This is a genomic window from Acinetobacter sp. V110_1 (assembly GCF_031798975.1).
In the GTDB taxonomy this organism is placed as follows: domain Bacteria; phylum Pseudomonadota; class Gammaproteobacteria; order Pseudomonadales; family Moraxellaceae; genus Acinetobacter; species Acinetobacter nosocomialis_A.
The window spans coordinates 871,715-897,640 of record NZ_JAVQNN010000030.1 but is presented as its reverse complement, the minus strand read 5'-3'; the positions used below and the strand labels follow the sequence as shown (position 1 = coordinate 897,640).

Annotated in this window: 26 protein-coding genes; 22 read left to right on the top strand and 4 right to left on the bottom strand. The window is 39.8% G+C overall.

Annotated elements, in window-relative coordinates; genetic code table 11:
* Positions 1-9 precede the first annotated feature (9 nt).
* Together RMA95_RS15190 and RMA95_RS15185 are read left to right on the top strand one after the other, a co-directional pair.
* The gene (locus tag RMA95_RS15190; RefSeq protein WP_311071666.1) at positions 10-612 is read left to right on the top strand and encodes a hypothetical protein; all 603 of its coding nucleotides are present in this window, start codon (positions 10-12) and stop codon (positions 610-612) included.
* Positions 613-619: 7 nt separating this feature from the next.
* A complete protein-coding gene (locus tag RMA95_RS15185) occupies positions 620-1,573 on the top strand; it encodes a M15 family metallopeptidase (RefSeq protein WP_311071664.1) in 954 nt (317 codons plus the stop codon).
* Positions 1,574-1,577: 4 nt separating this feature from the next.
* Here RMA95_RS15185 and RMA95_RS15180 read toward each other — a convergent pair whose 3' ends face one another.
* Positions 1,578-2,429: a LysR family transcriptional regulator gene (locus RMA95_RS15180; protein WP_311071663.1), complete on the bottom strand. Its 852-nt coding sequence runs from the start codon at positions 2,427-2,429 to the stop codon at positions 1,578-1,580.
* Between the two features lie 269 nt (positions 2,430-2,698).
* On the opposite strand from RMA95_RS15180, the gene RMA95_RS15175 reads away from it, so the two are divergent.
* The 3 genes from RMA95_RS15175 to RMA95_RS15165 all read left to right on the top strand — a co-directional run bounded on the left by RMA95_RS15175 (position 2,699) and on the right by RMA95_RS15165 (position 5,650).
* The gene (locus RMA95_RS15175; RefSeq protein WP_311071661.1) at positions 2,699-3,181 is read left to right on the top strand and encodes a nucleoside deaminase; all 483 of its coding nucleotides are present in this window, start codon (positions 2,699-2,701) and stop codon (positions 3,179-3,181) included.
* A complete protein-coding gene (locus tag RMA95_RS15170; protein WP_311071660.1) occupies positions 3,181-4,362 on the top strand; it encodes a cyanate transporter in 1,182 nt (393 codons plus the stop codon). The genes RMA95_RS15175 and RMA95_RS15170 overlap by 1 nt, the downstream gene beginning before the upstream one ends.
* A gap of 130 nt (positions 4,363-4,492) precedes the next feature.
* Positions 4,493-5,650 carry a DNA glycosylase AlkZ-like family protein gene (locus tag RMA95_RS15165; protein WP_311071659.1) on the top strand — a complete coding sequence of 386 codons (1,158 nt, stop codon included), beginning with the start codon at positions 4,493-4,495 and terminating at the stop codon, positions 5,648-5,650.
* Between the two features lie 67 nt (positions 5,651-5,717).
* Here the strand turns inward: RMA95_RS15165 and RMA95_RS15160 are convergent, their stop codons facing one another.
* Entirely contained in the window at positions 5,718-6,173 is a 456-nt protein-coding gene (locus tag RMA95_RS15160) for a GNAT family N-acetyltransferase (RefSeq protein ID WP_311071658.1), read from the bottom strand.
* A gap of 113 nt (positions 6,174-6,286) precedes the next feature.
* Between RMA95_RS15160 and RMA95_RS15155 the strand changes: the two genes are divergently transcribed.
* Entirely contained in the window at positions 6,287-7,762 is a 1,476-nt protein-coding gene (locus RMA95_RS15155; protein ID WP_311071657.1) for a PLP-dependent aminotransferase family protein, read from the top strand.
* Between the two features lie 306 nt (positions 7,763-8,068).
* Here RMA95_RS15155 and RMA95_RS15150 read toward each other — a convergent pair whose 3' ends face one another.
* The gene (locus tag RMA95_RS15150; RefSeq protein WP_263614959.1) at positions 8,069-8,728 is read right to left on the bottom strand and encodes an epoxyqueuosine reductase QueH; all 660 of its coding nucleotides are present in this window, start codon (positions 8,726-8,728) and stop codon (positions 8,069-8,071) included.
* A 424-nt stretch (positions 8,729-9,152) separates the two neighbouring features.
* Between RMA95_RS15150 and RMA95_RS15145 the strand changes: the two genes are divergently transcribed.
* The 4 genes from RMA95_RS15145 (at position 9,153) to RMA95_RS15130 (ending at position 12,570) form a co-directional block, all read left to right on the top strand.
* Positions 9,153-9,440 (top strand): hypothetical protein, encoded by a 288-nt coding sequence (locus RMA95_RS15145; protein ID WP_263613420.1) that lies wholly within the window; start codon positions 9,153-9,155, stop codon positions 9,438-9,440.
* A 208-nt stretch (positions 9,441-9,648) separates the two neighbouring features.
* On the top strand, positions 9,649-10,101 hold the full coding sequence (soxR, locus tag RMA95_RS15140; protein WP_311071655.1) for a redox-sensitive transcriptional activator SoxR: 453 nt from the start codon (positions 9,649-9,651) through the stop codon (positions 10,099-10,101).
* Positions 10,102-10,261: 160 nt separating this feature from the next.
* Positions 10,262-10,696: an I78 family peptidase inhibitor gene (locus RMA95_RS15135; RefSeq protein ID WP_311071653.1), complete on the top strand. Its 435-nt coding sequence runs from the start codon at positions 10,262-10,264 to the stop codon at positions 10,694-10,696.
* Positions 10,697-11,190: 494 nt separating this feature from the next.
* On the top strand, positions 11,191-12,570 hold the full coding sequence (locus RMA95_RS15130; protein ID WP_311071651.1) for an L-serine ammonia-lyase: 1,380 nt from the start codon (positions 11,191-11,193) through the stop codon (positions 12,568-12,570).
* Between the two features lie 43 nt (positions 12,571-12,613).
* Here RMA95_RS15130 and paaZ read toward each other — a convergent pair whose 3' ends face one another.
* Entirely contained in the window at positions 12,614-14,716 is a 2,103-nt protein-coding gene (paaZ, locus tag RMA95_RS15125) for a phenylacetic acid degradation bifunctional protein PaaZ (RefSeq protein WP_311071649.1), read from the bottom strand.
* 266 nt (positions 14,717-14,982) lie between these two features.
* On the opposite strand from paaZ, the gene paaA reads away from it, so the two are divergent.
* The 12 genes from paaA to RMA95_RS15065 are packed head-to-tail and all read left to right on the top strand — an operon-like array spanning position 14,983 to position 25,889.
* Positions 14,983-15,921, top strand: a complete 939-nt coding sequence (gene paaA / locus RMA95_RS15120; RefSeq protein WP_192454884.1) for a 1,2-phenylacetyl-CoA epoxidase subunit PaaA — start codon at positions 14,983-14,985, stop codon at positions 15,919-15,921.
* 32 nt (positions 15,922-15,953) lie between these two features.
* Complete coding sequence (gene paaB, locus RMA95_RS15115) at positions 15,954-16,244, top strand: 1,2-phenylacetyl-CoA epoxidase subunit PaaB (RefSeq protein ID WP_000389648.1); 291 nt, start codon at positions 15,954-15,956, stop codon at positions 16,242-16,244.
* Positions 16,245-16,255: 11 nt separating this feature from the next.
* Complete coding sequence (paaC, locus tag RMA95_RS15110; protein WP_151987459.1) at positions 16,256-17,011, top strand: 1,2-phenylacetyl-CoA epoxidase subunit PaaC; 756 nt, start codon at positions 16,256-16,258, stop codon at positions 17,009-17,011.
* A gap of 16 nt (positions 17,012-17,027) precedes the next feature.
* On the top strand, positions 17,028-17,528 hold the full coding sequence (gene paaD, locus RMA95_RS15105; RefSeq protein WP_311071645.1) for a 1,2-phenylacetyl-CoA epoxidase subunit PaaD: 501 nt from the start codon (positions 17,028-17,030) through the stop codon (positions 17,526-17,528).
* A gap of 23 nt (positions 17,529-17,551) precedes the next feature.
* Positions 17,552-18,613 (top strand): 1,2-phenylacetyl-CoA epoxidase subunit PaaE, encoded by a 1,062-nt coding sequence (paaE, locus tag RMA95_RS15100; protein WP_311071643.1) that lies wholly within the window; start codon positions 17,552-17,554, stop codon positions 18,611-18,613.
* A gap of 8 nt (positions 18,614-18,621) precedes the next feature.
* On the top strand, positions 18,622-19,395 hold the full coding sequence (locus RMA95_RS15095; protein ID WP_311071640.1) for an enoyl-CoA hydratase-related protein: 774 nt from the start codon (positions 18,622-18,624) through the stop codon (positions 19,393-19,395).
* A complete protein-coding gene (gene paaG, locus RMA95_RS15090; protein ID WP_016138680.1) occupies positions 19,395-20,186 on the top strand; it encodes a 2-(1,2-epoxy-1,2-dihydrophenyl)acetyl-CoA isomerase PaaG in 792 nt (263 codons plus the stop codon). Before RMA95_RS15095 ends, paaG begins: the two co-directional genes overlap by 1 nt.
* 2 nt (positions 20,187-20,188) lie before the next feature.
* Positions 20,189-21,727, top strand: coding sequence for a 3-hydroxyacyl-CoA dehydrogenase (locus RMA95_RS15085; RefSeq protein ID WP_311071638.1), 1,539 nt, complete (start codon positions 20,189-20,191; stop codon positions 21,725-21,727).
* Between the two features lie 12 nt (positions 21,728-21,739).
* A complete protein-coding gene (gene pcaF / locus RMA95_RS15080; protein ID WP_311071636.1) occupies positions 21,740-22,948 on the top strand; it encodes a 3-oxoadipyl-CoA thiolase in 1,209 nt (402 codons plus the stop codon).
* A 40-nt stretch (positions 22,949-22,988) separates the two neighbouring features.
* Positions 22,989-24,278, top strand: a complete 1,290-nt coding sequence (gene paaK, locus RMA95_RS15075) for a phenylacetate--CoA ligase PaaK (protein ID WP_311071634.1) — start codon at positions 22,989-22,991, stop codon at positions 24,276-24,278.
* Positions 24,279-24,331: 53 nt separating this feature from the next.
* Positions 24,332-25,297, top strand: a complete 966-nt coding sequence (gene paaX / locus RMA95_RS15070; protein WP_000062822.1) for a phenylacetic acid degradation operon negative regulatory protein PaaX — start codon at positions 24,332-24,334, stop codon at positions 25,295-25,297.
* A complete protein-coding gene (locus RMA95_RS15065) occupies positions 25,284-25,889 on the top strand; it encodes a DapH/DapD/GlmU-related protein (protein WP_311071631.1) in 606 nt (201 codons plus the stop codon). The genes paaX and RMA95_RS15065 overlap by 14 nt, the downstream gene beginning before the upstream one ends.
* The last annotated feature ends 37 nt before the right edge of the window (positions 25,890-25,926 follow it).

Sequence of the window (25,926 nt, the reverse complement as noted above, 5' to 3'; positions counted from 1 at the left end):
TGGAACGAAATGGCTCAGGAAAAACCAACTTCTATTCGAGTTTTGCAATCGAATAAAAAAAAGTCGAGATCACCAGTAATCTATATCATCATTGGTATTATTGCCGGGGTGTTTGTAAGCATCTCACTGTTCCTGTTCTTGTCTCAACCGTATTCGTCAGATCCTACAACTGTTGAGAATAAGTCAAATCAAGATCAGGAACATGATCAAGTATTGATGACGAACTCCTCTGCACATGGGCAAGTTGCAGCTGATCAGCAAGAGCAAGCAGATCCAATGAGCCATGATGGTTTTGAGCAGCCTAAAGAAAATGAACTGAGTGGTATTTTTAAACCTGCTCCTCATAAAAATGCAGCTCCAGCAACTCAGCAACGTGTTTCACCTTTTGATGCACAGCTAACAGGCGAACGGGTAGCACCTAAGCAACAAGTTGTGGTTAAACCCGCTCACCCCATACAGCCAGCTCAGCAAAAACCTATCGCTCAACCTAAGGTAGTTCAAGCTAAACCTGCGGAAGCTAAGAAAGCTCCAGCTGAGCCAGAAGCTGAGGCGGAAACACCAAAAGCATCGGTTGATATCAAAGTGACTCGCAGTCCGTTTGCGGTGAATTAGTAAATTCATGATGATTTTTCTAATTTTCTTTTGTTTTGCCTGCCTTGCGATAGGGCTGGCTTTTTTAATGTCTTACGAACTCAGAAGTAAGGGTAGAACATTTTTTCTATCGTTATTACCTCATGGACGTCGGCAACTGAATCAGGTCAGGCAATTTGCCCAAACTATGAATCAGGCAGCCGCACCTGAGAAATTACAATCTCATTGGCATTTGCAACAATGGTGGATTGTAATTGCAGGATTTTTCTTATTTGCCAGTATTTTAGTTTTTGCCTTTACTCGTCCGATTAGCTCAACTCGGATTGAAGCCGAATATTTGAAAAAAACTGACCCGCAAATTTATGCGTTATTAAATGGAGAAATCTTATCACCACCGCCTGAAGTTGATGAAGGTCTGATTGAAGCGGCAATTGTTGAAGCGACGCAATTAGAGCAGCAGTATGCTTCTCAAGACAGTGGTGCGATTAATTCTTCACCTATTGATAAAGCAAGTTTCGATGGTCGTTCAATTTTAGATACCAATATGGTCAATCGTAAGTGGGACAAAATGAATCCACGCTATAAGCAGCGTTTGCTTATGGTCTTTAAAATTATGAAAGAGCAATATGGTTATGAGCTTGTTTTGCTTGAAGGCTATCGCAGTCCAGGGCGCCAAAATATGTTGGCAGGTAACCCCAATACAACCAAGGCAAAAGGGTATCAAAGTTACCATCAATTTGGTTTAGCGGCAGATGTAGCATTTAAACGAAATGGTAAAGTTGTTATTTCTGAACGTGATCCATGGGCTATGCAGGGTTATCGACTGTATGGACAAGTTGCAGAGTCAGTTGGACTGACGTGGGGTGGTCGCTGGAAATCTATACAAGACTATGGTCATACGGAGTATAGAATGCCAGGTTTGAAGAAAACTCAGGAAATGGCGGAAAAATTAATTGCTGAAAGCTTAAATGAAATAAGTTAAAAGCTTAAGAGAGCGATCGAAAACGATCATGCAATACAGTAGTCATCTTATCAGCAAGCTGGGAAATCAACCCAGCTTTTTCCCATGTGTAAATTGAAACTACCATAGGTGAAGCTTCGCCTAACGACCTATATTTACGTACACGACGTCCTTTAGTGGTACTTACAGGAAGTAATGATATTCCCAAACCTGTTTCAACACTCACTAAAACACTTTCTAAACTACTGCCTGTAAAAGCAATATACCAACGTTTCCGTTCACGTTCTAAGGTCTCAAACATTTCATCTCGATAAAGTCCTCCTTGGGGGAAAGTCACTAAACGAATTGGATCGGACATGGGTGTAGTTGTATTTTCACTTTCAAACCACGCCATTTCTTCTGGAAAAGATGCATAACAATCAGCACTAGCAGCTGGTTCTTTTACAATAATAATATCCAGCTCACCATTTCGATAACGCTCTGTTAGGTTACGGCTTAGGCCAGAAGTAACATCTAAGCGAATAGACCGATGGGCTTGTGCGAACATGCCGAAAATTTCAGCCATAGCGGTACTCATCATATCTTCTGGTAAGCCAATCCGAATAGGAATACTACCTGCTGGATCTTTTAAAACAGCTTCTGCTTCTTGTTGAAGTGTCAAAATCCTTTGAGCATAACCAATTAAATATTCACCTGAGGCAGTCAATTGTAAAGGTCGTGATGTTCGATCAATAAGTGAATGACCAACAGATTCTTCAAGACGTGCCAACTGCTGACTAATCGTTGATTGTGTCAGATGTAACTTATCAGCAGCGGCGGTAAAACTGCCACTTTCAAAAATAGTCACAAATGCACGAAGAAGACGAGGGTCAAACATAAGAATTATCACCAACTAGGCAAAGAACGGAATGCTTAAGTATTTATAATCTTAATACAATCGATTAAATAATTTAATTTCCAAATACTTTTAAGTGCACTTATTCTAGTTCCAAATTGTTCTGCTCTTAAAGTTTACTTAGATTTTTCATACCTAAGTTTCTTATATGAATCAATCTGATCGTTGCTACAGCATGCATGTTCAAGCGAATACTGTGAAATTGAAAAGTTACTTCTTTTAGCAGGTGCAAAGTAGTTGAGGATAAACGGATGAAAGAAAATCAAATGTTTTTACGCCAAGCCATTGAACTTGCCTATAACAATATTGAAAAGGGTGGCAGGCCATTTGGCGCAGTGATTGTAAAAGATGGCCAAGTGATTGCTTCGGGTGTAAATCAAATTTTGACAACCGATGATCCAACGGCTCATGCTGAATTACTTGCAATTCGTGCAGCTAGTCAAGTTTTAGGATCTGCAAACTTAGAAGGCTGCTCTGTGTATGCAAGTGGACATCCATGCCCAATGTGTATGGCTGCAATGCGTTTAGCAGGTATCAAAGCAGTTCACTATGCGTATTCTAATGAAGACGGAACACCCTTTGGTTTATCTACAGCTGAAATATATGCTGATCTTGCAAAACCATTTGCTGAGCAGACTATGAAAATTGAATATGTACCCGTTCGGTTTGAAGACCGTACCGATCTTTATGTACTTTGGCAAAATTATCAAACCAATAAGTCAGGCTCAGAGTAATGAAGCAATCTGGAGCTTTCTTGGCCCGTCCCATGCTCATCGTAACAGTCGCTTTGGTTGGACTTAATTTAAGACCTTTTATGACGAGTATTGGTCCATTAGTCTCCAGTATTCGGGCAGGAACTGGGTTAAGTCTACAAGGAATAGCTTTACTCACTTTATTACCCATGATGTTGATGGGAGTTATAGCCCTTGTCGGGCCAATCGTGCAGAGCGTGGTTGGGGAACGTAGCGTTGTTTTGGGCTCCTTACTGACTATTTGTATTGGATGTGTACTTAGATTTTTATTTCCTACAGCTGAAGGTTTAATTATCAGTGCAGTCGTAATTGGTTTAGGCGTCGCGCTGATACAAGCAGCTTTTCCTGGCATTATCAAAAGAGAGTTCAGCCAACATATTGGACCGATGATGGGCCTTTATTCAGCCATGCTTATGGGCGGTGGTGCACTAGGCGCATGGTTAGCACCTGTAGTCTCCAATATAACGGGTTTATGGTCTGTTGGGCTGGCTTTCTTTGCTATACCAGCTGTATTGGCATTAATCTCAACATTTATTTTTTTACCCTCTATCGTAAGTTCGAATACACCTCCAGCACCTGTAAAGATGTTGCTTAAGAAACCAAGAACATGGTTATTAATGCTGTGTTTTGGGCTCGTTAATGGTGGTTATTCTTCGGTTGTTGCTTGGTTAGCATCTTCATTTCAAGATCATGGTTGGAGTAGTGGACAAAGTGGAAAATTGCTCGCTTTACTTGCTTTAAGCCAAGCAGCATCGGCATTAGTTTTGCCGATTTTAGCTAGAGACTATAAAGATCGCCGTCCATGGCTATGGTTTACTCTATTCATGCAATTTACTGGGTTTTCTGGACTTGCATTTGTACCTGAACTTGCTTCTATTTTATGGGCAATTTGTTTAGGCGTTGGCTTGGGAGGCTGTTTTGCTCTAACACTTATTGTTGCACTCGACCATTTTGAAGAGCCTAACAATGCAGGAGCTTTATCTGCACTTATGCAAGGTGGTGGTTTTTTACTTGCGGCAATACCACCTTGGTTCGTAGCGGCATTACATGATTTTACAGGTGCTTATAAAGCGGGATGGATTTTTCATTTATGTTGTGTGATGCTCGTGATGACTTTAGTGGTAAGGCTGGCACCTAAAAGTTATCGCAAAATTCACCTATAAAATATGATGTGATTAGAGAATACCATCCATCTAAAGAAATACGATTTGCATGCAAAGAACATTAAAGAATAGTGATAGGATGATACTTAAATTTTTAGATTTTAAATGAATACAACAATATTTGATTTTTATGACGTCTTCTTTGAAAAAAATTGCCTTACTTAAACAAGGCTTAGGAAAAAATAGTCCATTTGCGACAGGAGTAGATGGGACTTTACAGGCGATTGAACATTTAGGATATGTGCAGATTGATACCATCTCTGTCGTTGAACGTGCTCATCACCATATATTGTGGAGCCGAGTGCCTGAGTACGATTTAAGTCATTTAAATAGTTTGGTTCGTGAACGTCAGATTTTTGAATATTGGTACCATGCGGCGTCTTATCTTCCTATGAAAGATTATCGCTATGCTTTACCTGCCATGATGTCGGTTAAGAATGGGGAAAGCCGATATTTTAATAGAGGTGATCAACACCTGATGAATGAAATATTGGCGCGTGTTCGTGCCGAAGGTAAAATTCGACTACGTGATATCGATAAGAAAAATAAAAAAAGTTTAGGGAATTGGTGGAATACAGGTCCGGGTCGCCGTGCTTTTCAGCAGTTATATATGCAGGGTGATCTGATGATTTGTGAGCGTAACGGCATGGAAAAAGTCTATGATTTGACTGAGCGTTGCTTGCCTGAAAATATTGATTTAAGAATGCCTTCGCTTTACGAATATGCGCAGTATTTATTTAATAATACGCTTCGAGCACATGGGGCATTTACATGGAAACAATTAGTTCATTTAAAGAAAAGTGATTTAAAAGAGGCTATGCGTGTTGTATTAAAAGAGCAGGTTGATGCTGGTGTTGTATCAGCGGTTAAACTTGCTGACGGTCAAACCCTATATGTAGATGCAGCTGCAATAGAACAAAAAGTGGAGACTGATTTTGGTTTAAAAATACTTTCACCTTTTGATAACTCGCTTATTCATCGTGACCGCTTAACTTCTTTATTTGAGTTTGATTATCGAATCGAATGTTATGTACCAGCAGCCAAACGGGTATTTGGATATTTTTGTTTACCTATTCTTTACCAAGATGAGTTGGTCGGGCGAATTGACTGTAAAGCACATCGGAGTGTGAAAGAGTTAGAGGTAATGAGCTTACATTTAGAAAAAACAGTAAAAGATAAAGAGCATTTCTTTTTCGAGTTAGATCAAGAACTCAAACGTTTTGCAGCATTTAACCAATGTTTAACTGTGAATAACAAGGTAAGTCAGCTTATTCGCAGCAAGAAGTAAATAAACACTATTTGGGATTAAAAAATAAAACACCAAAAGAATTATAGCTTTTGGTGTTTTTACTTTTTTAGGTTAAAGACATACGGTATTCAATAACACCTGGTTTTTGTGCAATCCAGTTATAGAGTTTTTGAGCTGTATGATTGGTTTCTTGTGTATGCCAGTATAAACGGTTGCAGTTTTGTTCAATGGCTTGCTTCTGAACATATTCGATAAGTTGCTTACCGATATGTTGCCCACGAGCTTCAGGTGAAACATAAAGGTCTTCTAAATAGCAGTAATTATTCTCTGCCCATGTTGAACGATGAATAACATAATGCACAATTCCTAAAACATGTTCGCCCTGTTTGGCAACGGCACAATACACAGGTTCTTTTTCATTAAAAAAACGATCCCAAGTTATTTTTGTAACCTGAAGAGGCAAACTAACTTGGTAAAAATTTTGATAGGCTAGCCAATATTTTTCCCACTGTGAATAGTCTTGTTGCTGAACAGGGACAATTTGAATATCTTGATTTTGCATAAAAAACACACTCTATTTTTAAAGTAATGAAAAATTGACAACTGAAGTGTAGTTTTGAAAGTGGTATTTTTATAAGGTACACTTTTGATATTTTTTACAGTACCAGTTTTGTTATGGCTGCTTCAATTTCTGCGTCTTTTCCGCATTTAATTTTGCCAAAGGGTCAGATTAAAGATGGCCTATATTCAGCTCTACGTGATGCTATTTTAGATGGAAGGCTCACTGCCGGAACAAAATTACCCTCAAGCCGTGCTTTAGCAGACATGATGTCGATTTCACGAAATTCTGTATTAGCTGCACTTGAACGTTTACTTGATGAAGGATACTTATTTACTAAACCGAGTTCAGGGACTTACGTTGCCGAGGTTGTACCAGATCAACTCATACATATCCAAGAAACTTCAAAAAAAACGACAACAAGTAAGCCTCATACCTTAAATATTAATCCGAATATAGAAGCATTATTGGCTTCATGGCGAGAGCAGTCATCGTCAAGTCAAAAGAAAAAAATGTTCCATGTGGGAGTAGGCTGTGTTGATTTGTTTCCGCATCAGCTTTGGGGGAAGCTATTAACTCAAGCTTGGCGACAATCTTATTATCAATTGGGTCAATTTCATGACCCTCGTGGTTATTTACCACTGCGTCAGGCAATTTGCGAATATGTGCGCTCAACCCGTGGGCTGAATTGTAATGAACAGCAAATTATAATTGTAAATGGAACGCAGCAGGCCATTCATTTGACTGCCTATGCCTTACTTCAAACAAATGATGAGGTGTGCCTAGATGAGCCGGGTTATGATGCAGCCTTTAATATTTTTCGAAGTTTTGGGGCTAAGGTCAATTTAATCGAGAGTGATGAAGAGGGGATGCAAGTCTCTGACATTACCAATCATTATTTAAAAAGTAAGCTTGTTTATACTGCACCTTCGCATCAGTTTCCTTTGGGAGGAACTTTGAGTTTGGCTCGCCGTTTTGCTTTATTAAATTGGGCGAACAAAGCAGAAAAATGGATTTTTGAAGATGATTATAATAGTGAATTTCGCTATGGCACTCACCCCATCCAAGCCCTACAAGGCTTAGATCAGCAGCAACGTGTTATTTACTCTGGTACTTTTACCAAGATGATGTTTCCTGAATTCCGCTTAGGGTTCATGGTGGTACCTGAAGCATTAATCGAAACCTTTAGTGCTGCTAAATACTATACAGACGTGCGAAGTTCATACTTAGAACAGGTTTCTTTAGCTCTATTTATACAACAAGGTCACTATGCTAGGCATGTGCGTAAAGTTCGAAAAGCATGCTATGAGCGTCAGCGGGTATTAATTAAAGCGATTAATGAGTACCTTTCAAACATACTTGATGTTCAGCCCACAGACTCAGGCATTCATCTTATATGCTGGTTAAAAGGCGCATGGACTGAGCAAGAGTTTATTGCTCATTGTTCGGCTTTGGATTTAGCGATTCAGCCTTTGGCTCGATATTGTCAACTTGCGCCGAAAAAAGCTGCTGTTTTGTTAGGCTATGCTGCCCATCAACCTGAAGAAATTATAGAAAATATTAAGAAACTTGCTTTTAGCCTCAAAAAATAAATAGTTAAACTTTTCAATCTTATATATGAAATATAGGCTAATTTTATTTTTAATTCGCAGGGTAAAATATTTAGTTGAATTTAATAGTTTTATGAAAATTAATTAAAGTTAAAAAATATTTTAAATTTAAAAATTTATTAATATTATTTTAAGCTAGCTTAATTATTCTAAAAACATCAAAGCTCGTCTAAGTACACCTTTTAGCCACATTCTCCAGATGTGGCTCTTTTTATTTAAGGTTAAAAAATTTAGAAAACGAAATAAATATAATTAAATATTTATTTTTAAATCGCTATAGAGATTTTTTTAATCTTCTTCCATGGCATTACTATAAAATTTAACACCAAGTTTAATGCGATCTCGGCCATTACTCATGCGCCAGCGATTTGTATCACGTAAAGAATATACACAACCACAATATTCTTGCTGATAAAATTCTTCACGTTTACTAATTTCGATCATACGGCTAGAGCCACCATTTTTACGCCAGTTATAGTCCCAGTACTGGATTTCAGGATAGTGTGCAGCCGCACGAATCCCGCAATCGTTGATTTGAGCCATATTTTTCCATCGTGAAATTCCTAAAGAACTACTGATTAAACTAAACCCATGTTCATAAGCATATAAAGCAGTACGTTCAAAACGCATATCAAAACACATGGTACAGCGAATACCGCGTTCCGGTTCATTTTCCATACCTTTCGCACGGGCAAACCAATTGTCTGTGTCGTAATCTGCATCAATAAATGGAATATTATGTTTTTCAGCAAAGCGGATATTTTCCTCTTTGCGAATGAGGTATTCTTTCACTGGATGGATATTGGGATTATAAAAGAATATAGAAAAGTTGATATTGGACTCAATTAATGCCTCCATTACTTCTCCAGAACAGGGAGCGCAACATGAATGGAGTAATAATTTATTATGTCCTAATGGCAGTTCAAGTTTTTGTCTTTGAGTAGTCATCATTGAAAATTAAGATATATTTTTATATATTTTAAGTTGTTTAAATCAATATTGGAATGAATTTTTTTCAATTTAAGATGAAAATATTTAATTATTAATTTTATTATATTAACTCAGACATAAATTAATCTATATTTTTATTTTATGAAATAATAAACACATTATATTTATGCAATATTATAAAAGCTAATTTGATGTGTCAAAAAGCTCAATTAGATAGAAAAGGGTGATGGTTTTATAGTTTTGTAACTATTTGTCTTTTATATATTTATTTTTTATATTTTGAACTAAGATTAGTGTGATAGATGTCACAAATAAGTATTATTTTTTAAATTTAAATATTTTTTTAGATTTATATTTTTATTAAATTTATACTAAAACAGTTATTCTACTTTTTTAATTTGAGTATGTGATATTTTAAGATATGGACGATTGGCAATGTAAGTATTGTAATGGTTACATTATGGTTAATCATTCAAAGATAGAGGTAGGGGAAAAAGTTTACTTTTTGGTATATAAATTCGACGCAAAAAATGAAAGAAAAAAACTATATAAAAAAGGAACAGTGATCGCACGCTGCGATAATATTTTACATATCGAATCGAGAAAAAAGACATATAAAATAGAAGAGGCTAAAGTCTATCCACTCGGTGCACCCATGCCGTTTGTTTACAATATGTTTTGGATTTGTGGCTGTGAAACTAGACCATAGTATTTTGTTTATGAAATCTGAAATGCAGTATTAATTTAAATAGTTTGATTATTTTTTATACATTTTATGAGATCATATTTTTAATTCTTCTCATTGTTTAAAATTTCTATAAATAGTCTGAGCTGTTGAATTGTTAAATTTAGCTCTTCATTTGACAAAGTTTCAGCATCCTTTTATAAAACCTCAACTAAAGTTATGGTTAATAGAAATGACTGAAATGAATCAAAGCCGTTTGTTGACTGTAGGTGAAGTTGCAAAACGTAGTGGTGTTGCAGTTTCAACGCTTCATTTTTATGAATCTAAAGGTTTGATTAAAAGTATAAGAACCAATGGTAACCAACGTCGTTTTACTTTAGTTGTGCTGCGTTATATTGCGATCATTAAAATTGCACAAAAGGTTGGTATTCCATTAGAGGAAATTAAACAAGCTTTAAGCAAGTACCCAATGGGATCTAAATTAACTGCGCAGCAATGGAAAGAGCTATCTCTGGACTGGCGGAAAAATTTGGATGATCGTATTCAAAAGCTTACGCGGCTGCGAGATGAGATGGATTGGTGTATTGGCTGTGGATGCTTGTCATTAGAACAATGTCCTTTAAGAAACCCAGATGATGTATTGGGACAAGAAGGCGTTGGAGCACGTATTTTAGAAAGATCGTAGCTCATACATCTGTTGCTTGATCTTGTTCATCATAATTTACCGCTTGGAATAATTCATTATTTTGTAAGTTACTCTCTATGAAGGTTTTTTATTGTAAACAACGCATATAAAACATGAGTTTTTTTGATATCTTTAGCTTTTTTAGTAAGAAGTAAAATTTATGAAAAAAACTATCTTTCTTGGATTAGCGCTTGTTTCGTTAACGGCTTGCTCAGCAGTACAACATAAAGACTCAACTCCACCAAGAATTGGTTCACCAAATCCAGCAAGCAAATATTGTGTTGAGCAAGGTGGAAAATTAGAAATTAGAAATGAAGCAAATGGTCAGGTTGGGTATTGTCATTTGCCAAATGGTCAAGTGGTCGAAGAGTGGAAATTATTCCGTGATAACCAAGCTAACTGTGTAGCTGAAGAAGCTCAAAAATTAGTGGGTCAGTCTGGCTTAACTGATGACCAAATCAAACAAAAAACCAAGTCAGAAATTGTACGTAGAGTCGCTCCAGGTCAGCCAATGACAATGGATTATCGTACAAACCGTGTCACTGTTACCATTGATCCAGCAACTAAAAAAATTACCAACGCGAACTGCGGTTAATTTTTTTAATTAAAAATTGATTTAAGACCGAACAAGAAAGCCTGTCAAAAGATGGGCTTTTATTATTTTATTTCACCTACTCAAAAAAAAGCCCCTAGCGGACTAGAGGCAGAAAAACTTCAGATGCAAGAACAGGTGAATTATGCATCTGAGTTAAGTAGGTTGTATCAAACCATGTAAAGCACTTTACCAGTAAAAATGAGTAAAAATAGGGGCGTGCGACTAATGGCTAATATATGCTGTTTGTTATTTATACAAATTTATGCATTAAATTAATTTAAGAATCATTTTAAACATCTACTAAAAAATAGAAGTCTTAAAATTTATGACTATGGACTCATGAGCTTAGGGCCATTGTGCAACCGTTGTCTTTTTGTGCGACTACCCAAGAGTTATTCGTGATTTGTGCTTAGCTTAATGATAATTTTAGAGCTATCCGAAAGGACACAATAATGACGAACATACGAATAATAATGAATCTAAGGTAGGACCCAGTGTTTATTAGTGTATTTGATCTTTTTAAAATTGGCATCGGTCCATCTAGCTCCCATACAGTTGGACCCATGCGAGCGGCATACAGTTTTGTGGATGATTTATTGAAGCAAAACGATTTACAAGCAACGGTTAAAGTTCAGGTGAATTTATATGGTTCGCTGTCGGCAACGGGTGTCGGTCATGCGACAGATAAGGCGGTTCTGTTAGGCTTAATGGGCTTTGACCCTGAACATATCGATACTCAATTGAGCACAAGCTTGATTGAAGATGTTCTTGAAAATAAAGCCATCCAACTTAATCAGCAAAAGACGATTTCTTTTGACTATAAGCATGATGTGCTTTTTTTAGATGAATCTTTGTCTTATCACCCAAATGCAATGGAACTGATTGCCTATAACGAGGCTCAAGAAATTTTATATGCAGAAACTTACTATTCGGTTGGTGGTGGCTTTATTGTCAGCCAAATGCAATTAACACAAACCCAGTCTGAGCCTAACGACGTTAAGGTTCCATATCCGTTTCACAGTGCGGCTGAACTTTTAAGCTTATGTAAAACTCATCATTTATCGGTGAGTGAGTTAATGCTTGAAAATGAAAAAAGCTGGCGTAGTGAAACTGAGGTTCGTAGCAAGATTATGGAAATCTGGAAAGTGATGCAGCAGTGCATTCACAACGGATTAATTAATGAAGGCATATTACCGGGCGGATTAAACGTAAAACGTCGGGCTAAAAAAATTCATGATAAGTTATTAAATAAGAAAAACTCAAACCTGATTGTGACGACCTTTCATGCTATGGAATGGGTCAATTTATTTGCCTTAGCGGTAAATGAAGAAAATGCTGCTGGAGGTCGAGTGGTGACGGCACCTACAAATGGGGCCGCAGGAATTATTCCAGCAGTTTTATATTACTACGTGACTTTCTCTAAAGACTTTTCCGAAGATAAAGTGGTTCGTTTCTTTTTAAGTGCGGCAGCCGTCGGCATTTTATGTAAACTCAATGCTTCTATTTCTGGTGCAGAGGTTGGGTGTCAGGGCGAAGTCGGTTCGGCATGTGCAATGGCTTCGGCGGGTTTAGCCGAAATTTTAGGAGCATCGCCTGAACAGGTGGAACATGCGGCTGAAATTGGGCTTGAACATAATTTGGGTTTAACGTGTGACCCGATTGGTGGTTTGGTTCAGGTGCCTTGCATTGAGCGAAATGCAATTGCAGCCGTAAAAGCCATTAACGCAGCCCAAATGGCACTTCATGATGATGATGAACACTTTGTCACGCTAGATAAAGTGATTCAGACCATGAAAGAAACTGGCAAAGATATGTCTGAGAAATATAAAGAGACTTCAAAAGGTGGTCTCGCTGTTAACGCCATTGAGTGCTAAAAAAATGAGATGGGGACGAGGTGACCCCATCTCATTTTAAACATTAAGCCTCGCGAGCAACTAAAGTTAAAATGTCGTAAGTTGCGACAAGTTCACCGCGTTGGTTTTTGACTTTAATATCCCATACCACAACGCCATGCGCAGGTTGAGATGGGTCTTTTTGTGGCTTAGGTGTTTTTTGCTTACAGGTCAATTCAACCTGAATCGAGTCACCAATTTTAACCGGTTCAACAAAGCGTAAGTTGTCCATACCATAATTGGCAATCACAGGACCTTGTGCTGCATCTACAAATAGACCTGCAGCAGCAGACACAATGAAGTAACCATGCGCAACGCGTTCACCAAAGAAAGACTCGGCCGCGGCGATTTTGTCGGTATGTGCATAGAAGTAGTCACCGCTTAAACACGCGAAATTGACAATATCTGCTTCGGTGACTGTACGGCGCGCTGTTAATAAACGTTCACCAATCACTAACTCATCAAAAGACTTTTTAAATGGATGTACACGGTCTTCGTTAACTTTCGAGCCGGCAGTCCACGAGTGGGTAATTTGCGTCAAGCTATTTGGAGAACCCTGAATTGCAGTGCGCTGCATGTAGTGTTTAACTGCACGAATACCACCTAACTCTTCACCGCCACCTGCACGACCAGGACCGCCGTGTACTAAATGTGGAAGTGGAGAACCATGTCCTGTACTTTCTTTTGCTGACTCTGTATCGAGTACATGCACACGTCCATGCCAAGGCGCAATTTTTTGAATAATCTGCTCAATATTCTCATCGTTATTTTTAACGACAGAAGCCACTAAGCTACCTTCACCACGTGAAACAAGGTCAGCTAGTTCTTCAATGTTTTGATATGGCATGAGTGTACATACCGGACCGAAAGCTTCTGTGGTATGAACATTCTTCGCTTGTAAAGGCTGTTCGCACAGCAATAAAGTTGGAGCGAAAAAAGCACCTTTTTCAGGATGGTCTACATTAAATGTAAAGCTATCGTTGCCACCAAAAACAATTTTCGCGTCTTTGCTGAGTTCAGCAACTTTTTCTGCAACGTCATGTTTTTGTTTAATGCTGGCTAAAGCACCCATGGTAGTTTCTTCTTTTTGAGGGTCGCCCACCACAACTTTAGCAAGTTTGGCAGTTAGCTTCTCTTGCACAGTCGCTAACAAATTTTCAGGAACAAATGCACGACGAATAGCAGTACATTTTTGACCTGCTTTGGTGGTCATTTCACGGAAGACTTCACGCACAAATAAATCGACAGTTTCTTCATTTGCTTCAGGGCTTAAAATTGCACTGTTTACCGAGTCGGCTTCCATGCTAAATGGAATCGAATATTTATTGAGGTGAGGGTGGTTACGCAGTTTTTGACCTGTGTAAGCAGAACCTGTAAACGTAACACAGTCTTGTGGACCTAAGTGGTCGAACAAATCATAAGTCTGACCACAAATGAGTTGTAGCGAACCTTTTGGTAATACATGTGCTTCTTCAATCGCTTTTACAACAGCTTGAGTTAATTGAGAGCCATCGGTTGCAGGTTTTACAATACATGGCACACCTGCAAGTAGCGTCGGTGCAATTTTTTCAAGCATTCCCCAAATTGGGAAGTTAAAAGCGTTAATGTGAACGGCAACACCCGCTTTAGGGCTTAAAATGTGTTTAGCGCCGAAAGTTCCATTTTTAGAGAGTTGAATCCAGCTGTCTTCAGTAATAATTTTTTCATCATTGAGTTCACGGCGAACCAGACTTGAATAAGCAAATAATGTCTGGATGCCACCTTCAATATCAATCCATGCATCTTTACGAGTTGCACCTGTTGCATAAGCAAGTTTGTAGAACTCTTCTTTACGCTCAAGTAAATGTTGAGCAATTTGTTTTAATGCATTCGCACGTTGGTGAAACGTCCAGTTAGCCAGTTCTGAACCATTTTGTTTGGCATATTGAACAACACGTTTCATATCAATGCCATGACTACTTACGGCATAAATCGATTCACCTGTAATGGCATGATAAACAGGACGTAGTTCTTCACTCGTCGAATGCCATGTTCCATAGACAGAAGAAGCAAGATGAGGCAGTTGATGCTCAGACTGCTGAAAATCTGTGTCAGTTGAGGTTCCTTCTAGGTGTGCTTGTTCAAGCATGACCAAACTCCTTTTTTTATGTGATACGTCAATTATAAAAATTGCAAAAATATGATTCATAATTTCAGATTAATTTGTCTAAAAGTCAACTTTATTTTGATTTGTAAAAGTAAAAAGGTTTTTTGTTTTTAATTAAATTTAATTTATTTCAAATATTTATTGTATTTTTGTGGGTCTAATTTAATTTGATACTAAAAAAGTGATTGACTTTGTTTTTGGTGTATCGAAAAATAGATTCAAGGGTGATACCTACAGGGAATGAAAGAATGGAAAACAATTACCAGAAATTTGAACAAAATATTGCCAATGAAATTACGATCGAGGCTAAGGATCAAATGCCCGATGCCTATCGCAAAACATTGATTCGTCAAATCGGGCAACATGGCCATTCTGAAATTGTAGGTATGTTGCCTGAAGGGAACTGGATTACTCGTGCTCCAACTTTAAAACGTAAAGCAGTTTTATTGGCGAAAGTACAAGATGAAGCAGGTCATGGTTTGTATTTGTACAGTGCGGCAGAAACTTTAGGTGCTGACCGTGATGACATGATGGAAAAATTAATTGATGGGAAAATGAAATACTCATCAATCTTTAACTATCCAACTTTGACTTGGGCAGATGTTGCTGCAATTGGTTGGCTTGTCGATGGGGCAGCCATTGTGAACCAAGTTGCGCTTTGCCGTACGTCTTACGGGCCATATGCACGTGCAATGGTACGTATTTGTAAAGAAGAAAGTTTCCACCAACGCCAAGGTTTTGAAGCGATGATGGCTTTGGCAGGCGGTACACCAGAACAAAAACAGATGGCACAAGATGCGGTAAATCGCTACTGGTGGCCAGCACTTATGATGTTTGGTCCAAGTGATGAGCATTCTCCAAACAGCGCGCAAAGCATGGCGTGGAAAATCAAACGCTTTAGTAACGATGAATTACGTCAAAAGTTTGTTGATAACACTGTGCCGCAAATTTTACAGCTAGGTTTGGAAGTTCCAGACCCAGATTTAAAACTGAATGAAGAAACAGGCCACTACGAGTTTGGCGAGATAGACTGGCACGAATTTAATGAAGTGATTGCCGGACGTGGACCATGTAATCACGAGCGTATCGAAGCGCGCCGTAAGGCATGGGAAAGCGGCAAATGGGTTCGTGATGCAGCAGTAGTCTACGCGAAAAAACAGCAGCTTGAAGCGAACAAAGTGGCTTAACAAGATTTATGGAAAAATTTGAGGAAATCAAAATGGAAGATAAAAACAACTGGTCGCTCTACGAAGTATTTGTACGTAGTAAACAAGGCTTAAGCCACCGTCACGTAGGCAGCTTAAGAGCACCTGATGATGAAATCGCACTACAACATGCTCGTGATGTTTATACGCGCCGTAATGAAGGAATTAGCATTTGGGTAGTTCGTTCAGAACTGATTAAGTCATCACAGCCAGATGAAAAAGCTGAATTTTTCGATCCTTCTTTAGACAAGGTTTATCGTCATCCGACTTTTTACCATATCCCAGATGGCATTGAGCACATGTAAGGGGAATGGAAATGAATCATTCAGTTTTATCTAAATTCTTATTACATATTGGCGACAGTCAATTGGTTTTATCTCAGCGTTTGGCTGAATGGTGTGGGCATGCACCTGAGCTTGAAGTTGATATTGCTTTAGCAAATATCGGTTTGGACTTATTAGGTCAGGCAAGAAACTTTCTGACGTTAGCAGGTCAATATGATGAAGCTAAGCGTGATGAAGATCAGCTTGCGTATTTCCGTACAGAACGTGAATTTTTAAACCTATTGTTGTGTGAACAACCGAATGGCGATTTTGCACAAACGATTGTACGCCAATGGTTGATGGATCATTACCATCTTCATTTATTTACGGCTTTAACCCAGAGCTCACTTCCTGAATTAAGCGCGCTTGCCGTGAAATCTTTAAAAGAAGTGAAGTACCACATCCGCTTTTCGACAAGCTGGATGGAACGTTTAAGTTTAAGCACAGATGAAGCGCATCAACGTGTGCAAGACGGTTTAAATAATTTATGGCGTTTTACTGCTGAATTATTTGAACTTAATGCAGATGAACAAGCATTAGTTGCAGAAGGGGTGATTCCAGATTTTTCAAATGAAAAAGAACAATGGAACCAAACCATTGCAGATGAGCTTAAGCGTTTTGAATTAAATGTTGCTGTGAACGGTGCTTATCGCCGCGGTGCAAAACAAGGATTGCATACCGAGCATTTAGGTTATTTGTTGGCTGAAATGCAATGTATTCAAAGAACTTATCCGGGCATGACCTGGTAAGACAAGGAGGTGAGCCATGCAAATGATTCGTCATTGCATCGACCAATGTTGGGATGTTCTACAAACGGTAAGTGACCCTGAAATTCCGGTTTTATCTGTTGTGGATTTGGGCATGATTCGCGGTGTAGAAATTAACGATCAACAAGAAATTATTGTTCGTCTAACTCCGACATATAGCGGTTGTCCAGCAACGGATATGTTGAAAGCACAAATTGCTGAAGCCTTTACCGCAGAAGCTTTGACACCAGTCAAAGTAATAGTCGATTTGTCAGAAGCATGGACCACGGACTGGATGTCTGAAGCGGGTAAAAAGAAACTGCAAGTTTATGGCATTGCACCACCAGAAGGGTTGGCGCATCAGTGTGGGACTCATGTTCACTTAAATGATGGTGTCGAGTGTCCACGTTGTAAAAGCCGACACACCCGACTGTTAACCGAGTTTAGTTCTACCGCCTGTAAAGCACTTTATAAATGTCAGGACTGTCTTGAGCCTTTTGATTACTTCAAATGTATTTAAGTCTTTAGATAAGGAAATCAGCCATGAGCCAATTTGTACCATTAAAAGTAAAAAGTATTACGCCTCAAACCGATCAGGCAATTTGTATTGCATTTGACGTTGTACCTGAACAACAAGAACAATTTCAATTTCAACCGGGGCAACATTTAACCATTCGCCATTTAACCGAAGCGGGTGAAATCCGCCGTTGTTATTCAATTTGTAGCTATGCGGGCAAAGAAGACATCAGTATTGCGGTTAAAAAAATTGATCAGGGTCAATTTTCAAACTGGGCAAATGACCATTTAAAAGTGGGTGATGTGCTTGAAGTGATGCCACCACAAGGTGTGTTTTTTCAAAAAGCAGCCAAGATGGGCGGACAAAACTATTTAGGTGTTGCTGCAGGCAGTGGTATTACCCCAATTTTATCGATTGTTAAACAAGTTTTATTTGAACAACCAGAAGCGAAATTTACCTTGCTCTATGGCAATCGCTCATGGAAACAAACCATGTTTGCTGAGCAAATTATGGATTTGAAAGATCAGTTTAAAGAACGCTTTCAGCTCATCAATATTTTTTCTCGTGAGTTCAATGACAGTGAGCTGATGAATGGTCGTATTGATGAAGAAAAGCTAAAACAACTTTTTGATTTTGATGTGCTTGAAACGAGTTTTGACCATGTGTTTGCCTGTGGTCCAGATGAAATGATGAATGCCGTAGAGAGCACTTTGCCAAGCTATGGTATTGCAAAAGAAAAAATCCACACCGAACGTTTCCATACGGGGCAGGCTCGTAAACGTAGCGCTGAAGCTGATGCAAACCGTAAAGAAGAAAAAGTAAACATCATTTTAGATGGTCGTGAGCTGATTGTTTCTGTGGCTCAGGACGATGAAAGTATTCTTGATGCGGCTTTACGTGCGGGTGCTGACTTACCATATGCCTGTAAAGGTGGGGTATGTGCGACTTGTCGTTGTAAAGTTGTTTCTGGTGAAGTTGATATGTTCCTTAACTATAGCCTTGAAAAAGATGAAGTCGAAAAGGGCTATGTACTTAGCTGTCAAACCTTACCAAAAGGCCCAAATGTACGTTTGAGTTTTGATGAGTAGAGGCTGTCATGCAAGAGTTAATCAAAGCCAGTACAGCAACTGACGGTGTTTTGTTATTAACCCTAAACCGTCCAGAAAAAAGAAATGCTTTAAACAATGCAACATTGCAGTGTTTATGCGAGTTGCTCGAACAAGCTGAACATAATGCTCAAGTCAAAGCAGTGGTTTTAACGGGTAACGTTCAGTGTTTTGCGGCTGGAGCAGATCTTAGCGAGCTGGCTGCAATGGATGCCGTGTCTTTGCAACTCGATATTCGCCCGAAGCTTTGGCAAAAAATTGATGCATTTAGTAAGCCACTGATTAGTGCAGTCAATGGCTATGCCTTAGGCGCTGGGTTTGAGTTGGTTTTGCATTCGGACATGGTGATTTGCGGTGAAAATGCCCGTTTTGCATTACCTGAAATTGGCCTTGGGATGTTGCCGGGTGCAGGTGGAACACAGCGTTTAGCGCGCTTGGTAGGGCAACAACTTACCATGCGCTGGGCCATGACAGGTGAAATGATTTCGGCAAAACAGGCAGAGCAACATGGCATTTGCAGTCAAGTGGTGCCGACCGAATTAACCGTCGAATATGCGGTTCAACTTGCAGCCAAAATTGCCAAACAAGCGCCTTTAGCGATTCGTGTGATTAAACAATCAATTAAAAGTATTCATGAAACGACTTTAAGTCAGGGACTCAAGTTTGAACGTCAAAACTTTGTCTGGCTGGCGGCTACAAAAGATCGAAACGAAGGGATTAATGCTTTCTTTGAGAAAAGAAAGCCAGTGTTTAGAGGTGAGTGATGGACTATCAAAATATTATTGCTGAAGAAAAAAATGGTGTTGGCTACCTGACATTTAACCGCCCAAAAGCACTGAATAGCTTTAACGTTGATATGCATCGCGAAGTGGCTGAGGTTTTAAACCAGTGGACCAAAAATCCGGATGTTCGCTGTGTGGTGATTAGTGGCGAAGGCCGTGGCTTCTGTGCTGGGCAAGATTTAGGTGACCGTGTAGTTGACCCAAATGCTGAAGCTCCAGATTTAGGATATTCCATTGAAACTTACTATAACCCGCTCATTAAGACGATTGTAAATATGCCGAAGCCTGTGATTTGCGCCGTAAATGGTGTGGCAGCAGGTGCAGGGGCAAATATTGCACTAGCGTGTGACTTGGTGATTGCAGCTAAATCGGCAAACTTTGTACAAGCATTTTGTCGCTTAGGTTTAGTTCCTGACTCTGCGGGTACATGGTTTTTACCACGTGCCGTAGGCCATGCGCGTGCGATGGGCTTAACTTTGTTAGGTGACAAGCTCCCAGCAGAAACCGCAAAAGAATGGGGCATGATTTGGGATGTGGTTGAAGATGCCGAGCTTAAAGCAAAGGTGACTGAACTCGCGGAACGTTTAGCGAAACAGCCTACTTTTGGTCTATCTCTTATTAAAAAAGCAATTCATCAGTCAAGCAACAACACCTTTGATGAGCAAGTGCTATTAGAGCGTGACTTACAACGTATTGCTGGACGTTCAGAAGATTATCGTGAAGGTGTACAAGCCTTTATGAATAAACGTGAACCAAATTTTAAAGGGCGCTAAGCATGACAGAATTAGACTTATCTCGTGCCCGAATTGCCGTTATTGGTTCTGGCACCATGGGCATCGGTATTGCCCAGTTAGCCATCGTCAATGGGCACTCGACCATTTTATATGATCTGGATGCTCAAAAAGCGCAACAAGCCGCTCACGGCTTAGAGCAGACTTTTAAAAAGCTAGTTGAAAAGAGCAAGCTCACACAGCAGCAAGCTGATGAAGCCTTAGCGCGTTTAACTGTGGTGAATCAAATTGAAGCGCTGCGTGATGCTGACTTGGTTATTGAAGCAGTCGTTGAGAAAAAAGAAGTTAAACAGTCTTTATTTAAGCAACTCGCTGAAATTTGTAGTGAGCAAACCATTTTTGCAAGTAATACATCTTCAATTTCAGTGACTGCAATTTCGGCTGGCATTGCTCACCCTGAGCGTGTGGTGGGTTTACACTTTTTTAACCCTGCGCCAGTCATGAAACTGGTTGAAATTGTGCAAGGCTTAAAAACACTAAACAGTTTATGTTTGGCTTTAAAAAACTTGATGTTGAGCTGGAAAAAAATTCCGGTACTCACCAAGTCGACTCCCGGTTTTATCGTTAACCGAATTGCACGTCCGTTTTATGCAGAAGGCTTTAGAGCACTGCAAGAACAAGTTACCAGCTACGACCAGCTAGACTATGCCTTAAAGCAGTGCGGCGGTTTTACGATGGGGCCGTGTGAACTTACCGACCTTATTGGGCAAGATGTTAACTTTTCGGTGACCCAAAGCGTTTACCAAGAGTTTTTTTACGAACCACGCTATCGTCCGAGCCTAATTCAAAAAGAATTGGTCGATGCAGGAGCTTGGGGCCGTAAGTCAAAACAGGGCTTTTATCGCTATAACGAAAAAAATCAGTACGAGACATTTCAGCCTAAAGCTGTGGCTGCACAGCCAGTTGATGCCCATATTCAGCTAAAAGGGACTTGGTCTCAGCTACCTGCGTTTTTAACGCGTTTAGGTTTAAAAAGCGGATCTGCGAGTGATGACAATATCCTTCAAATAGATGATATCGACTTACGTTTAAGCCAAGGTGAGTCAGCCAATATTCATTACTTAAGCCGTAAAGTAGTTTTAATGGATTGGCACCATAATTTTGAGCAGGCAGAGGCTTTAGTACTCAGTCATAACGAGCTTTGTGAAGCAAATGATCTGACTAAAGTTGAGGCTTACTTTGCACAGTTTGGTATTTGTGTGATGTGGATTAAAGACCATCCGGCACTGTTAACCTTACGCACCATCGCTTTACTCATTAATGAAGCCTGTGAAGCAAGTTTACATGGTGTTGCGAGTCTGGAAGATATTGATAATGCCATGAAATATGGAGTGAATTATCCTAAGGGTCCTTACCAGTGGTTGACACAAATGGGTGGTGCTTATGTGCTCCAAACCTTAAATAACTTATATGCACTGTATGGAGAGGAAAAATATCGCGCGAGTATCTACCTCAAGCAATATGTAGCGAAAACCCAAAACATTGCTACTCAATATTCACGTGATATGACCGAATTTGCATAATCAGGAGTCAACATGGAAGACGTTTTAATTTGCGATTTTATTCGTACCCCAATTGGACGATATGCAGGTGCCTTAAGTGCTGTGCGTGCAGATGATTTAGCTGCATTGCCCATCAAATATTTAAAAGATAAACACCCGAACTTGCCGTGGAATACCGTAGACGAAGTGTTTTTAGGATGTGCTAACCAAGCAGGTGAAGACAACCGTAACGTTGCACGTATGGCAACACTTTTGGCAGGCTTACCTGATACAGTACCTGCTATGACGGTCAATCGCCTGTGTGCTTCTGGCTTAGATGCGGTAGGTCTTGCGGCACGCTCAATTAAAGCAGGCGAAGCACAATTTGTGTTGGCAGGTGGTGTTGAGTCGATGAGCCGTGCACCATTTGTACAAGCTAAACCGACCGAAGCTTTTAGCCGTACCCCTGAAATTTATGACACCACCATTGGCTGGCGCTTTGTAAATAAGCAGCTTAAAGCACAATACGGCACCGACAGCATGCCAGAAACTGCCGAAAATGTAGCTGAAAAATATCAAATTAGTCGTGAAGATCAAGATGCATTTGCATTGCGTAGCCAACAAAAAACGGCTGTGGCACAACAAAACGGTTTCTTTAACGATGAGATTTTGCCAGTTGAGATTACAGACCGTAAGAAAAACGTGAACGTAGTTAATCGAGACGAACATCCGCGTGAAACGACACTTGAAGCACTCGCAAAACTAAAAGCGCCGTTTAAAAAAGAAGGTGGTTCAGTGACTGCCGGAAATGCCTCTGGTGTAAATGATGGTGCCGCGTGTGTGTTAATTACCAACCGTGAATTTGCAAATACACATGGTTTAAAACCTTTAGCACGTGTAATTGGCATTGCAAGTGCAGGTGTTGAACCCAAATATATGGGTATAGGTCCTGTTCCGGCTGTGCAGAAAATTTTAAAGCAAACAGGTTTAACGCTAGATCAGATGGATGTGATTGAGCTGAATGAAGCATTCGCAGCCCAATCTTTGGCTTGTATGCGTGAACTTGGTCTAAAAGATGACGATGAACGCGTGAACCCAAATGGCGGTGCGATTGCGTTAGGCCATCCGCTAGGTATGAGTGGTACACGCTTGGTGATTACGGCAACACGTGAGCTTAAAAAACGAGGTGGACGCTATGCACTTTGCACAATGTGTGTGGGTGTTGGACAAGGCGTTGCACTGATTTTGGAAAATTTAAATTAATTTAGACGGTTTTAAAAATTACATAATGAGGAGATAGGCGATGGACAGCCTTACAACGGATAATGTTGAACAATTAACACTTGCAGAGCTTAGAGAGCTGCAAACTAAACGGTTAAAACAAACCCTGACTTTTGTATATGAAAATAGTCCGGTCTATAAGAAAAAGTTCGATGAGGCAGGTGTACATCCTGATGACTTCGTGACTTTAGGCGATTTGGCAAAGTTTCCATTTACCACTAAACAGGATTTAAGAGACAACTATCCGTTTGGGATGTTTGCCGTGCCGCAAGAGCAAATTGTGCGTTTACATGCATCATCAGGCACAACGGGTAAACCGACAGTGGTGGGTTATACCCAAAAGGATATTAATACTTGGTCGGACATTGTTGCGCGTTGTTTACGCATGGCAGGTTTAACCGCGAAAGATATGGTTCAGGTGGCTTATGGCTATGGACTATTTACAGGTGGACTAGGTGCACATTATGGTGCCGAGCGCTTAGGTGCAACAGTTATTCCAATGTCTGGCGGCCAAACTGAAAAGCAAGTTCAGCTTATTCAAGACTTTAAACCGACTGCAATTATGGTTACGCCATCGTATTGCGTGAGTATTATTGAAAAGCTCGAGCAGCAATTTGGTACTGCGCGTAATACGTCTTTAAAAGTCGGTATTTTTGGTGCTGAGCCGTGGACCAACGAACTGCGCCGTGAAATTGAAGAACGCCTCAATATTAAAGCACTCGATATTTATGGTTTGTCTGAGGTGATGGGACCGGGTGTTGCCATGCAATGTCTAGGTGAGGGCGAGGGATTAACCATTTGGGAAGATCATTTCTACCCAGAAATTATTAACCCTGAAACAGGTGAAGTTTGTAAAGATGGCGAACTTGGCGAGCTCGTCTTTACGACTATTACCAAAGAAGGCTTACCGATTATTCGTTACCGTACTCGTGATTTAACCCGTTTACTCGCTGGAGAAAATCTGGCAATGCGTAAAATGGATAAAATTGTGGGCCGTAGCGACGACATGCTCATTATTCGCGGCGTGAATGTTTTCCCGACTCAGATTGAAGAGCAAATTTTGCAAGTTCCACATTTAGTTCCAAATTATGAAATTTTGGTGACTAAAAAAGGACATATGGATACTTTGCATATTCGTACAGAGATGTGTCATAACTGTAATATACAGGCCAATCAACTTGCTCAGGAGTTGATGAAACGTATTAAAACCATGATTGGGATTAGCGTTACTGTAGAAGTTGTTACAGAAGCGACCTTACCTCGTTCGGAAGGTAAGGCAAAGCGGGTAATCGATATGCGTCAGATTGCTTAACATCAAGATCATTCAGGGTATAGAATCTATACCCTGAAACTAAACGCCAAGACATGAGTATGAGTGCAAAAATACAGCAAATAATTGATTCTGTTGTAAAGAATGAGACCTTAAGTGGAACTTCGCTTATTTCGACAATTTTTGGAGATTCAGTACTTCATCGGGGTGGAAACATTAGTCTTGCAAGCCTGATTCAGTTATTAGAGCTGTTTGGTTTTAATGACCGTGCTGTAAGAACCTCTGTTTTTCGTTTAGTTAAAAATGATTGGTTATGTTCGGACAAAATCGGCAGAACCAGTTTTTATCGAATTACCGATTCAAGCCGTTCGACTTATTTGCAAGCCGAGCAACGTATTTATAACGACCAGATGAAAGAGTGGGATCATTATTGGGATCTTATTCTGATGTCTAGCCTCGACACTGAAAATAAAGCGTTATTAAAGAAAGAACTCGAATGGTTAGGATTTGCCAATATTTCAACAAACTTAATGGCTTATCCGGGCTGTAACCGTATTGAACTGCAACGCTTGTTGGTTGACTTAAATATGAGTGAGCAAGTGGTGGTGTTTAAAGCCGAAACCTTGCAGCTCTTTAATAATTCGGTCGATACCATTGGACGTATGCTCAGAACCAACTGGCCAATCGATGAATTACGCCAAAGATATCTACAGTTTCTCGATATTTTTAGAGAAATTGGCGTGTTGCTGATGCAGGAAAACGAACAACTCGAACCTGTTCAGGCCTTTCAAATTCGAACTTTGCTGATTCATTATTATCGACGGATTTTATTGAAAGACCCTGCATTACCGCTTGAGTTGTTGCCAACTGACTGGCCTGCGATTAGTGCACGAACTTTATCAATGAATATTTATAAAAAAGTATTTGAACCTGCGGATGAATACTTCTTGTCTGTTGCCGCAACAGCAGAAGGACCAATGCCAAATGCCACAGCACATTATTGGCGCCGTTTCGGAGGTTTGGTGGCAACAAATGAGAGGTTAAATCATGCCTTGTTATAGTATTGACGGTGTTATTCCAGTCGTTAGCCCAGAGGCTTTTGTACACCCAACGGCTGTTTTAATTGGTGATGTGATTATTGAAGCGGGCGTATATGTAGGGCCATTTGCTTCATTGCGTGCCGATTTTGGACGTATCCATATTAAGCAAAATGCCAATATACAAGATAGCTGCACCGTACATGGTTTTCCGCAAAGCGTGACTTTAGTTGAGGAAATGGGGCACATTGGGCATGGCACAACTTTGCATGGCTGCCGCATTGGCAAAAATGTTTTGGTCGGCATGAACAGCGTGATTTTGGACTATGCCGAAATTGGTGAAAATACCATTATTGGCGCAAATAGTTTGGTCAAAACTAAAGATGTTATTCCGGCAAATGTGTTGGCAATCGGCAGTCCTGCTAAGGTTGCACGTGATTTATCAGAACAAGAAAAAAAGTGGAAAACCAGAGGCACGCAAGAATACATTGAGCTTGCACAGCGCTGCTTAAACTCAATGCAAGAAGTTCAGCCTTTAAGCTCAGAGTTGGATGACCGCCTGACTTACAAGGACTTTGGTTCTTCAAACTATCAGATTAAACAAGATAGTGTTTAACGGCTTATAAAGTCGATTTCAATACATATAGATTTAT

What these genes read in the sequence shown, in the direction of transcription:
- RMA95_RS15165 (WP_311071659.1), top strand. Translation starts at nt 4,493, where the DNA reads ATGACGTCTTCTTTGAAAAAAATTGCCTTACTTAAACAAGGCTTAGGA.
- RMA95_RS15145 (WP_263613420.1), top strand. Translation starts at nt 9,153, where the DNA reads ATGGACGATTGGCAATGTAAGTATTGTAATGGTTACATTATGGTTAAT.
- RMA95_RS15190 (WP_311071666.1), top strand. Translation starts at nt 10, where the DNA reads ATGGCTCAGGAAAAACCAACTTCTATTCGAGTTTTGCAATCGAATAAA.
- paaZ (WP_311071649.1), bottom strand. Translation starts at nt 14,716, where the DNA reads ATGCTTGAACAAGCACACCTAGAAGGAACCTCAACTGACACAGATTTT.
- soxR (WP_311071655.1), top strand. Translation starts at nt 9,649, where the DNA reads ATGACTGAAATGAATCAAAGCCGTTTGTTGACTGTAGGTGAAGTTGCA.
- pcaF (WP_311071636.1), top strand. Translation starts at nt 21,740, where the DNA reads ATGGAAGACGTTTTAATTTGCGATTTTATTCGTACCCCAATTGGACGA.
- paaA (WP_192454884.1), top strand. Translation starts at nt 14,983, where the DNA reads ATGGAAAACAATTACCAGAAATTTGAACAAAATATTGCCAATGAAATT.
- paaC (WP_151987459.1), top strand. Translation starts at nt 16,256, where the DNA reads ATGAATCATTCAGTTTTATCTAAATTCTTATTACATATTGGCGACAGT.
- RMA95_RS15160 (WP_311071658.1), bottom strand. Translation starts at nt 6,173, where the DNA reads ATGCAAAATCAAGATATTCAAATTGTCCCTGTTCAGCAACAAGACTAT.
- RMA95_RS15065 (WP_311071631.1), top strand. Translation starts at nt 25,284, where the DNA reads ATGCCTTGTTATAGTATTGACGGTGTTATTCCAGTCGTTAGCCCAGAG.
- paaD (WP_311071645.1), top strand. Translation starts at nt 17,028, where the DNA reads ATGCAAATGATTCGTCATTGCATCGACCAATGTTGGGATGTTCTACAA.
- RMA95_RS15180 (WP_311071663.1), bottom strand. Translation starts at nt 2,429, where the DNA reads ATGTTTGACCCTCGTCTTCTTCGTGCATTTGTGACTATTTTTGAAAGT.
- RMA95_RS15135 (WP_311071653.1), top strand. Translation starts at nt 10,262, where the DNA reads ATGAAAAAAACTATCTTTCTTGGATTAGCGCTTGTTTCGTTAACGGCT.
- RMA95_RS15085 (WP_311071638.1), top strand. Translation starts at nt 20,189, where the DNA reads ATGACAGAATTAGACTTATCTCGTGCCCGAATTGCCGTTATTGGTTCT.
- RMA95_RS15095 (WP_311071640.1), top strand. Translation starts at nt 18,622, where the DNA reads ATGCAAGAGTTAATCAAAGCCAGTACAGCAACTGACGGTGTTTTGTTA.
- RMA95_RS15185 (WP_311071664.1), top strand. Translation starts at nt 620, where the DNA reads ATGATGATTTTTCTAATTTTCTTTTGTTTTGCCTGCCTTGCGATAGGG.
- RMA95_RS15155 (WP_311071657.1), top strand. Translation starts at nt 6,287, where the DNA reads ATGGCTGCTTCAATTTCTGCGTCTTTTCCGCATTTAATTTTGCCAAAG.
- paaB (WP_000389648.1), top strand. Translation starts at nt 15,954, where the DNA reads ATGGAAGATAAAAACAACTGGTCGCTCTACGAAGTATTTGTACGTAGT.
- RMA95_RS15170 (WP_311071660.1), top strand. Translation starts at nt 3,181, where the DNA reads ATGAAGCAATCTGGAGCTTTCTTGGCCCGTCCCATGCTCATCGTAACA.
- RMA95_RS15150 (WP_263614959.1), bottom strand. Translation starts at nt 8,728, where the DNA reads ATGACTACTCAAAGACAAAAACTTGAACTGCCATTAGGACATAATAAA.
- RMA95_RS15175 (WP_311071661.1), top strand. Translation starts at nt 2,699, where the DNA reads ATGAAAGAAAATCAAATGTTTTTACGCCAAGCCATTGAACTTGCCTAT.
- paaG (WP_016138680.1), top strand. Translation starts at nt 19,395, where the DNA reads ATGGACTATCAAAATATTATTGCTGAAGAAAAAAATGGTGTTGGCTAC.
- paaX (WP_000062822.1), top strand. Translation starts at nt 24,332, where the DNA reads ATGAGTATGAGTGCAAAAATACAGCAAATAATTGATTCTGTTGTAAAG.
- paaE (WP_311071643.1), top strand. Translation starts at nt 17,552, where the DNA reads ATGAGCCAATTTGTACCATTAAAAGTAAAAAGTATTACGCCTCAAACC.
- paaK (WP_311071634.1), top strand. Translation starts at nt 22,989, where the DNA reads ATGGACAGCCTTACAACGGATAATGTTGAACAATTAACACTTGCAGAG.